Consider the following 9,419-nt stretch of genomic DNA (forward strand, 5'->3'; position numbering starts at 1 on the left):
CAAAATGGAACAATCATCACTGGAACGCACCGTCCACCGTATTCCGGCATTACGCTCCAATGTAGCAGGCAACAAGACGAGACTCCATGGCAGGCAGCGGGTGGCGGCTTACTGCCGGGTCAGTACCGACAGCGAGGAGCAGATCAACAGCTACACCGCCCAGAAAGCCTACTACACCCAGAAAATTGAGGAGTCCCCAAATTGGGAACTGGCCGGGATCTTCGCGGACGAGGGGATCACCGGGACCAGTATGAAGAAGCGAAAAGAATTCAACCGGATGATCACCGCCTGCAAGCGGGGCGGGATCGACCTCATCCTAACAAAATCCCTCTCCCGTTTCGCACGAAATACAGTGGACTGCCTGGAGACGGTACGGATGCTGAAGGCCAGGGGGATCGGGGTCATCTTCGAAAAGGAAAATATCAATACGCTGACAGAGTCCAGCGAGTTCCTCATCACCCTGTTCAGCGGATTTGCCCAGGCCGAGAGCGAATCCCTCAGCTCCAATATCCAGCTGGGCATCCGTATGGCAATGAAAGAAGGAAAGGTCAACTTCCACTACAGATCCATGCTGGGCTACCAAAGAGGAGCGGACGGTAAGCCGGAGATCGTACCGGAGGAGGCCGAGGTGGTGCGGCGAATCTACCGCCGGTACCTGGAGGGCTGCAGTGAGGGCCAGATCCAGAGAGAACTTACCCAAGATGGGATCGCCACCGCAAAGGGTGTCAAGGCATGGTCCCATCAGATCGTGCATAACATCCTCACCAATGAAAAGTATGCGGGAGACGCCTTGCTGCAAAAGACCTTCACCACAGACTGCATCAGCAAGAAGGTCAAGAAGAATACCGGCGAGTTGCCGCAGTATTACATCAAGGACAACCACCCTGCTATCATCCCGCGGGACATCTACCAGCGGGTACAGGAGGAGATGGCACGGAGGACCAGCAAGCGAAAGATTCTGCAGAAAAGCGGAAAAACAGAACAGGGCAAGTATTCCGCCAAGTATGCGCTCAGTGAGCGGCTGGTCTGTGGGGAGTGTGGTTCCCCCTATAAGCGGTGTACCTGGGCCAGGAACGGCGTCAAACGGATCGTCTGGCGGTGCGTCTCCCGGTTGGAATTCGGGAAAAAATACTGCCATAACTCGCCTTCCATGGCGGAGGACAAGCTGCATACCGCAATTCTCACGGTGCTTAACCGGGTAGTCGAAGCAAGCGATGGCCTACAGGATGAACTGGCAGAGACGCTCCGAATGGTATGTACCCCGGAAGGGGTCGGTAACAACCTGTTGGAATTGGAGCATGAACTGGAAGCCCTGACCGCACAACAGAACGCCCTGTTGGATCAGGCGTTAGCCAACATGGAGGATCTGACGATAGCAGAGCAACTCAAGACCCTGCTGGAAGAAAAGCAGAACCTGCAGACACGGATCGATGCGGCGAAGAAAGAGGCAGCCAACAGAATCAACGAGGACTCACGTATGGCAGAGTACGCAACTTATCTGGAGGAACATCTCAATGGCTTTCCTCACTATGATGACGAGGTCGTTCGCAAGATGATTGAACGGGTCACTGTAGTCGATGAGGAAACAATCCGGGTCAAGTTCCGATACAGCGATTTGGAGATTGAACAGACCGTGCGCTAGAATAAAAGTACGAAGGAATGGCTGTGCTGATGCACTGCCATTCCTTCGTACCTATTTGCAGTTGGCTTTGTCAGTTATGTCGGTAAAGAAAACCACGCCCAACGTACAGACTTCCTTTCATCCTGTTCAGATTACGATTTGCTTGGAGCTTCTGACCCAATTTCTAAAAGATCATTCCAGAGTGAGTCAATCTGAGCAGAATTAAATGTTATTTCAGCGCACAGCTTGTAAAGGCGGCGCTTGTAAACGGTCTCCTTGGCCGCGTATTGGCCCTGGATAAAACAGGCGGTACCGAAGCAGAACTTCACGGAAGAGATGTCCTCAGAAGGGACTGTGGTCAGTACACAGTCTTTTCGCAGTTTTCCCATCCTGCCCAATATGAAATCGGCCTGATAATCATTCCGGTTATAGCGGACGATAACCTCCTTTGTATGCGCAGAAAAAATTGTGCGGAGGATGTCATCGTTGAGCAATTCTGCCAAAAACGGTGCCTGGATAAAGATGCGCGGTGCCTTAAAAGCGGCGCAATGGTACAGAATATCCTGAAGTTCTCCGTCCAGCAGCGGGCGGTCGGCGTAATAGGCCGCTTCCAGTAAATCTGCCCAGTCACTCTGCACTCCACGGAGTTTGAACGCCGCAATCAAGTCGTGGGGCAGTTGTTCCTCCTCCGGGGAAGCGGCGCAAGGACGGTTGGGCGGAGAGAAGAGGTTCCAGGCACCCAAGTGTCGGCAGTTGAGCTGTTCCGCCAGTACATCTGCATAGGCTTGGATTCCAGACTGGAAGTGAAAGGCCAGGGAGCGATCCGCCTGATTTAGATATACGAAGCAGAACTCGCGCTGATAGGACAGTGTGTGATAGGAGATATCAAGAATCCGATACAGCTCAGCGCTCTCAGCAGTACTCTGGAATACCACATTGGCCAGACGGCTCTCTCGGTAAATTACCGCTAGCGTATCGAACTGACTGCGCAGGAATTCCAGATTGAGTGGATACTTCTCCAGAAGGTATGCCTGCCCCCGCGGCGGCTCCCGGTAGGTGCCCAAGAGGGGCGTATCCGAGACCTCACCGGTGATCTGGTTTACCGATATGCGGCTGAGCTGGCTGCGCAGGGTCTTGACCTTCTTCTGGCTCTCCAGCACCTTTTTCCCCAAATCAGTCAGGACAATGTCGCCACAGGAAACAGCGGCGAGCTGTTCACTGTCCAGCTGTGATACGATTTGTAGCATAATACTTTCTGGCAGGCCGAACTGATCGGCAAGATCGGGGAGGGATTTGGAACCGATGCGGATGGCGGTGAGGACACATTCTTGAACAAAGGAGAGCACCTGGACACGCCGTTCCCAGACAGTCAAGCCTATTTCCTGGACAGGAATATAGACTGGAACCCGACAGATGAAATCATAGCCGGAAAGCTGCGGAGGAATGTATTTATCAACATTTTTTTGCCATTCAGACAGCATTTGTAAACTCCTTTATATCGATTTCCTGACAAAATTCGGGATGCTCCTGCATATAGCTGAACACATAGGGAAAGCGGTTGCCGGGGATACGGGGATTGCGGAGAAACTTTCCGTCACCGACAATGATCAAGGCCCGTTTCGCGCGGGAGAAGGCAACATTCAGCCGTGCTTCCTCTTTCAAGAATCCGATACGCCGCTGATTGCTGCTTCGGACGGTGGAGTAGATGATGATGTCACGCTGACTGCCCTGGAATGCATCCACGGTGTTGATATCGACTTCAATGTGGCTCAATGGGATTTGCTTGAGGCGGTTCCGGATTAGCTCCAGCTGCGCCCGGTATGGCGTGATGATGCCGATGGAATACCTCTCCCCTTGAGCGGAGATTTCTTGGTTCAGCCTTTGCAAGCAGCTTTGGATCACAGTGACTTCCAGATGGTTGATGTATCCGCGTTGGTGCCCGACGGATTGTTCAAAGCGGGCGGAACCGGCATTGGAGGTGGTTAGCCAGGTGATGGCGCGGTTATTGAGCATGGGAAGGTTCGTAGTTCGCTCAGATGCCTTAACGCCATTTTGCACTTTACTATCGTAAAAAAGAAAGCTGATGAGATCGCCGATCGCTGGATGCATCCGGTACTGGGTGGAAAGCGTCTCTTTACAGCTGTCGGGCAGGATGTCAAACAGTTTCCCGAACCCTGTGTTTTGAAGCTCATCGATCTGGGAAGACTGGAAGCTGGCTTTGAGGGCATTCCGATCAAAGACCGGTGGCAGTTGCTTGTGGTCGCCCACTAAAATTGCTTTTCGTGCCCGAACCAAGGGAACCATGATTTCCGGCAGAGTTGCCTTTGCTGCTTCGTCTACAATCACATAGTCGAAGGTCGAGTCACGGACGCGGGGATCCGAAATGACGCCAATGCAAGTACCTACGATAATGGAAGCGTTTTTGATATAAAACTCTCCCAGCTCATTGCTCTCACTGATGCGTCGGATCCATTGTTCGGAAATCAGGCAGCTCTGTACGTAAGGATTGGTGCGGCTTTTCCCGTAAGTGTTTTCAAAGTCTGTGGCAACCCGTTCCAGACGTATGCGTTCTGTTTCTTCCAGATTTGCAAGTTTCAGCTCTTCCAACACTTGTGCGTATTTACAGAATGGCTCCATGGGGATGTGCTGTTCCAATAAACGTTGGGCCAGCCACGCTTTACAGTTCTCAACGCTTTCCTTCACCCATAGGGTCTGGCAGTGGTCCAATCCGAAACGTTCATTGATCTTGGGGTCAATATTTTCCTCGTGACCAATACGGATGGTCGTATGTTCCAGATAGGCTGCAAGGTCTTCCAGCAGTTTATCCACGGCGGCATGAGATTGGGACACAATCAAAATTTTCTGATCTAGTGCAGGATTCCGTTGGTTTTCCCCCAGAATCTGCCGGATTACTTCCACCAGGACATTGGTTTTGCCGGTGCCTGGAGGCCCCTGGATCAAAGCAATATCCTCCGCCTCCAGCGCTTTCCGGACCGCGCGCTTCTGGGTAAAATCCAGCTGTTTATTATAGAAGCAGGGCATAGCCTTGAGCTGGAAATACCCCGGCTGCTCGGCACCCACAAAAATGCTCTTCAGATTTCCGCCGTTAGCGGTTTCAGATCGGCGGAATTCCTCCAGTGCTGCCTCCTGGCGGCGGTACTGCTGGATCTCTTTGCGGTAATCCAAACAGATAGAACCATTGTTCGGCAGCCGGGGCTTCCTGGGTGCGGCCTTGATAGCCATCACAGCGCCGTCCTCCCGGTATTCCCAGAAGGTACCGACCTCTGCCAGAATTGGCTTCTTTTTGAAACGCCCACGCTGCTCAAAAATAAACAGGGTATCCTGGCTGAACGTCTCATCCGGCACGCTGTCCGGATCCAGCCGGAACAGGAACATCCCGTCTTCATAGCGGACACTTATGTAGTACAACCGGACAGTATTCTTAGACGCGTCTGCAATCATAGCTTGGATGAATTCCCGCCAGATACCGTACTGTGTGTCGTATTCCCGGTCGATATTTTTCTGCGAGTGGATATCCGCTTGAAAATCAGCAACCCGGTTGCTTAGGATCTGGCTGCAATTGTTGGGAAGAGGGGTGTTTGCGATTCTGTGCGAAAACAGAAATTGAAAATGCCCAGGAACCTCCATGGAAAAGCGCTTGTGCTGCTCCCGCTTGAAGGCATCCAGCCGGCGGAAAGAGACCACCTGGAAAAAATCGTCCGACAAAACGCATTCCATTGAGATGCTGATGCCGTCAAAGCAATAGATGGAGGTCTGCCCCTCGGCACGAAGACGGATCAAGCCGCCCGCAAACTGGGCGGGAAGGAAGCTGTCCAGCAACTCTAAATAGGGCATATCCCGCCGTACTAGGTTACGTCTTTTCAGATCGTCGAGCGCATTGGTGGGGACGGCGAAAAAGTACCGCTCGTCGCTGCCGCAATACCGCTGGTAGAGCGGAGCCAGGGCCAGTTCGCAGTCATCAATGTTTTCATATCGGTCCGCCGGGGCAGGGGCACACATCTTCAAAAGGACTTCCTTTAACTTTACATCGATGCCGCCAGCGGATTGGATAGCCGTGGGCATTTCAGCAGCCGTCACTGGGACTTCACCGGTGAAAAGAAAATAAATGACAGCACCCAGCGAATAGATATCGCTGCGCTCTGTTGCATTTTCACTGTGGACGGTTACTTCCGGCGCGGAATAATTCTGGGTAGCAAACTGATATGTGGTTCCGTCCTGGAACATCCCGCGGATTTTTGCGATTCCGAAATCAATCAGCTTCAGCTCAAACGAGTCGGTAATGAGGATGTTGGAGGGATTGATATCCCGGTGAATCACGGAGTTTCGATGGGCGTGTTGGATGGCATTGGTCAGTTGCTTTACCAGGTTGTACCGGGTTGAGGCATTCGGAATCACATCTAGCATCTGGGACAGGGGGCGTCCCTGAACATACTCCATGGAAATGATGCCTTCACTCCGTCCATCCGGAGCGGCCTGGATATCCGAACGGAATATACGGACAATGTTCTCGCAGGCCTTCAGCCGCGTCAGGGCCTGTGTTTCCTTCTGAAAAATAGCTCGGTAGATAGGGGCCTCCAGATTCTGGACTCGCTTCACCACAAAGCGAAACCCTGCTTCATTTTCCACCAACTCTACAATTGTTCCGGAGTCCCTTTGCCTGCTCAGCGTCTGAATCACTTTTTCCTCCATGAATTGTTCCTTTCTTACCTCAATAGATGGCCTGAATGCGTGGTAACAGGATATTAAAAGTATAGCATAGCCAACGGATATCTGCAATTGTACACATAGTCGACAGGATATTTCGCAGAATAAAACTGTAGAACATCAAATTAACATAGGCAGATGTATCTTTTTTGGCAACAAAAGACAAAATCCGTTAAAATCTTGTGATTTTGACGGATTTTTCTTAATTTTTACAACAAAACTATTCTATTAGATTTCGCTATCTATTTTTGCTTTTCTTGAGGTGCCGAAATATGGTAATAGAGACAAACCGGCTGATCCTGCGCCCCTTTTTAGAAGGTGACGCGGCGGATGTTTACGAATATCTGAAAGAGCCAGCGGTCAACTGCTTTGCCAGCATGAAACTGAACTCCCTGGACGAGGCAAAAGCGGAAATGAAAAAGCGGCTCGGCGGGACGGAGTACTACTTCGCCATCACCCTGAAGGAAGGCGGCAAGGTCATCGGGGAGATCGACGCCTACCCGGAGGCAGGCGAGCCCCATGCAGGCGAGGACGCCCCACGGGACACCTTCAGCCCCTGCTGGATGCTGAACGAGGCCTACCAGGGCCAGGGGTACGCCTTCGAGGCGGCCCAGGCATTCTTTGACTATCTCTTTTCCCAAAAGGGCGCAAGGCGCATTTACGCCTATACCGAGGACTATAATCTTGCCAGTCAGCACCTGTGCAAGAAACTGGGTATGCGCCGGGAGGGCGTGTTCCTGGAATTCATCTCCTTCGTGAACAATCCCGACGGTACGCCCAGGTATGAAAACACGGTGCAGTATGCCATCCTGAAAAAAGAGTGGGACCGGCAGCAGTCCCAGTAGGCAGTGGGAGGTACGATATGGGCGCAGCTTCTGTTTCCGAGTATGTGGCGTCGCTGAACGAAGAGCAGCGGCGGCATATCAGCGCGTTTATTGACTTTATGAGTGCAAAATACCCGCAGTTGACTTCAAAAATCTCTTTTTCCATGCCCATGTGGCTGCTGGGGAAGAAGATGTACGAGGGATATGTAGCAATCTCTGCTGCGAAGGCCCATTTCTCTATCCATTTTTCCGACGAGGAGTTTCTTAACCGCCTGTCTGATCGTCTGCCCGCCTGCAAGAAGGGGAAGCGGTGCATCAACATTAAATACGGCGATGAAGTGTCCCTTCATGCGGTGGAAAAAAGCATCGGCGATTTCCTGAAACTCTATCACTCGGAAGGGAGCGCGTCCCAATGAGCGGCACTGAGGAGATCGGTTGCTGCGGCGCCTACTGCGGAACTTGCCGCGAGTATTTGAAAACCTGTAAGGGCTGCAAACCGGGATACTTGGACGGCTCTCGGGATCTGAGCCGGGCCAGATGCAAAATGAAGAAATGCTGCCTGACTAAAGGTCACATCACCTGCGCAGATTGCGAGGAATATGAACACTGCGAGACCGTCCAGGCCTTTCTCAACCATTCAGTCTACAAATACTCCAAATACAAGCAGGCACTGGAGTTCATCCGCGCCCACGGCTACTCTGCCTTTCTGAAAGCGGCGGAACACTGGACAGGCGCCTACGGCAAGTACCCGAAATCAGATTTCTGAAAGAGATGATACCGCCCGCTGAAATCCGTGGATGTTCAGCGGGCGGTATTCTTTGAATATAGCTTGTTAAATACTGATACGCCTGATGCGAGAGCAAAGTAGAATTAAGGCAACAGCCAGTTGCTTTGCTTTTTGCTCCCGCTGTGGTACAATCCGGGCAAGGTGGTGATCAACATGGATACCAAAGAAATCCTTCTGGAACTGCGCACCAAGCACGGGCTCTCCCAGGAGCAGCTGGCGCAGCAGGTGCATGTGACCCGACAGGCGGTTTCCCGCTGGGAGACCGGCGAAACAGTACCCAACACAGAAACCTTGAAACTGCTCTCCAGGCTGTTTGATGTCTCCATCAATACCCTGCTGGGTTCGCCCAGGCAGTTGATCTGCCAGTGCTGTGGTATGCCTCTGGAGGATGCTAATATCAGCCGGGAGCCGGACGGCACCTTCAACGAGGAATATTGCAAGTGGTGCTATACTGACGGGAAATTCGTCTACACAAGTCTTGCGGAACTGCTGAATTTTCTGGAAAGTCATATGTCCAATGAAGCCTGGCCCCCGGAGCAGGTCAGAGCCTACTTTGAAGCTCAGTTGCCAAAGCTGAACCACTGGAAACAGACCGAGACATGAATACATCCCTCTGGAATCTGTGGTTTTCAGAGGGATGTATTTTTATTTGTGTCATTCGGATAGGGACAGCCCGAATTTTACGACAAAACAGGTCATCTGATTTGATCCAGTTGTCCAGATTGAATGGCATCCAAATTGGCCTGGATCCGTTTCTCCGGCCAGTCCCACCACCGCAGTTCCAATAGCGCGGCAATTGTGTCCTCGGAAAACCGCTTTCGGATCGGCTTAGCCGGGACACCGCCCACAATGGTATAGGGCGGTATATCCTTCGTTACAACGGCCCGGGCACCGATGATGGCTCCGTCTCCGACGGTCACCCCCGCTAAGATGACCGCCTCGTAGCCGATCCACACATCATTTCCGATGACAATGTCACCTTTGTTGTCCCAGGCTCTGGCCACTTGACTCCGATCCAGTCCCCACTCCTCAAAGAAGATGGGAAAGGGATAGGTAGAGAGGGATTGCAGGCTGTGGTTGGCGCTGTTGAAGAGGAACTTTGCGCCGCAGGCGATGGAGCAGAACTTGCCGATCACCAGCCGGTCATGGTTGACAGGATAGTGATACAGCACATTGTTCTTTTCAAAGTTAATGGGGTCATTGACAAAGTCGTTATACATGGTGTAGTCCCCCACAAGGATGCTGGGATCTGTCACGACTTGGTTGAGATAGACAGTCTGCGTATCTCCTGTCCGGGGATAGATATTGGATGGATTCATATTATTTTCCTCCTCTTATTTGTTTCGGCTGACCTCTCCCAAATGCTCACGCACCAGCGTTTTTCTTTCCCAGACTCTGCTTTTGAAGTAGATGAACCCAACCAGAGCGGGCAGGATGGGCGAAAGGGCCTGGCCCAGATAGA

8 protein-coding genes are annotated in these 9,419 nt (G+C 52.0%); 5 read left to right on the forward strand and 3 right to left on the reverse strand.

Going from position 1 to position 9,419, the window contains the following annotated elements; translation table 11 throughout:
• Positions 1 to 4: 4 nt before the first annotated feature.
• Positions 5 to 1,642, forward strand: coding sequence for a recombinase family protein (locus HMPREF0372_RS11655; protein WP_039997369.1), 1,638 nt, complete (start codon positions 5 to 7; stop codon positions 1,640 to 1,642).
• Between the two features lie 131 nt (positions 1,643 to 1,773).
• Here HMPREF0372_RS11655 and HMPREF0372_RS11660 read toward each other — a convergent pair whose 3' ends face one another.
• Together HMPREF0372_RS11660 and HMPREF0372_RS11665 are read right to left on the reverse strand one after the other, a co-directional pair.
• On the reverse strand, positions 1,774 to 3,102 hold the full coding sequence (locus HMPREF0372_RS11660; protein WP_007492587.1) for a hypothetical protein: 1,329 nt from the start codon (positions 3,100 to 3,102) through the stop codon (positions 1,774 to 1,776).
• Positions 3,092 to 6,331, reverse strand: a complete 3,240-nt coding sequence (locus HMPREF0372_RS11665; RefSeq protein WP_007492589.1) for a serine/threonine-protein kinase — start codon at positions 6,329 to 6,331, stop codon at positions 3,092 to 3,094. Before HMPREF0372_RS11665 ends, HMPREF0372_RS11660 begins: the two co-directional genes overlap by 11 nt.
• A gap of 287 nt (positions 6,332 to 6,618) precedes the next feature.
• On the opposite strand from HMPREF0372_RS11665, the gene HMPREF0372_RS11670 reads away from it, so the two are divergent.
• The 4 genes from HMPREF0372_RS11670 (at position 6,619) to HMPREF0372_RS11685 (ending at position 8,560) form a co-directional block, all read left to right on the forward strand.
• Entirely contained in the window at positions 6,619 to 7,191 is a 573-nt protein-coding gene (locus HMPREF0372_RS11670) for a GNAT family N-acetyltransferase (protein ID WP_007492591.1), read from the forward strand.
• Between the two features lie 17 nt (positions 7,192 to 7,208).
• On the forward strand, positions 7,209 to 7,586 hold the full coding sequence (locus tag HMPREF0372_RS11675; protein WP_007492593.1) for a DUF1801 domain-containing protein: 378 nt from the start codon (positions 7,209 to 7,211) through the stop codon (positions 7,584 to 7,586).
• Complete coding sequence (locus tag HMPREF0372_RS11680) at positions 7,583 to 7,936, forward strand: DUF3795 domain-containing protein (RefSeq protein ID WP_007492595.1); 354 nt, start codon at positions 7,583 to 7,585, stop codon at positions 7,934 to 7,936. Before HMPREF0372_RS11675 ends, HMPREF0372_RS11680 begins: the two co-directional genes overlap by 4 nt.
• Positions 7,937 to 8,110: 174 nt before the next feature.
• Entirely contained in the window at positions 8,111 to 8,560 is a 450-nt protein-coding gene (locus HMPREF0372_RS11685; protein ID WP_039997384.1) for a zinc ribbon domain-containing protein, read from the forward strand.
• Between the two features lie 92 nt (positions 8,561 to 8,652).
• On the opposite strand, the gene HMPREF0372_RS11690 is transcribed toward HMPREF0372_RS11685, so the two are convergent.
• Positions 8,653 to 9,276, reverse strand: coding sequence for a CatB-related O-acetyltransferase (locus HMPREF0372_RS11690; RefSeq protein ID WP_007492598.1), 624 nt, complete (start codon positions 9,274 to 9,276; stop codon positions 8,653 to 8,655).
• Between the last annotated feature and the right edge of the window lie 143 nt (positions 9,277 to 9,419).

The organism is Flavonifractor plautii ATCC 29863 (genome assembly GCF_000239295.1).
GTDB lineage: Bacteria > Bacillota > Clostridia > Oscillospirales > Oscillospiraceae > Flavonifractor > Flavonifractor plautii.

Coding starts and splice junctions, on each gene's coding strand:
- HMPREF0372_RS11655 (WP_039997369.1), top strand. CDS start 5: ATGGAACAATCATCACTGGAACGCACCGTCCACCGTATTCCGGCATTA.
- HMPREF0372_RS11660 (WP_007492587.1), bottom strand. CDS start 3,102: ATGCTGTCTGAATGGCAAAAAAATGTTGATAAATACATTCCTCCGCAG.
- HMPREF0372_RS11665 (WP_007492589.1), bottom strand. CDS start 6,331: ATGGAGGAAAAAGTGATTCAGACGCTGAGCAGGCAAAGGGACTCCGGA.
- HMPREF0372_RS11670 (WP_007492591.1), top strand. CDS start 6,619: ATGGTAATAGAGACAAACCGGCTGATCCTGCGCCCCTTTTTAGAAGGT.
- HMPREF0372_RS11675 (WP_007492593.1), top strand. CDS start 7,209: ATGGGCGCAGCTTCTGTTTCCGAGTATGTGGCGTCGCTGAACGAAGAG.
- HMPREF0372_RS11680 (WP_007492595.1), top strand. CDS start 7,583: ATGAGCGGCACTGAGGAGATCGGTTGCTGCGGCGCCTACTGCGGAACT.
- HMPREF0372_RS11685 (WP_039997384.1), top strand. CDS start 8,111: ATGGATACCAAAGAAATCCTTCTGGAACTGCGCACCAAGCACGGGCTC.
- HMPREF0372_RS11690 (WP_007492598.1), bottom strand. CDS start 9,276: ATGAATCCATCCAATATCTATCCCCGGACAGGAGATACGCAGACTGTC.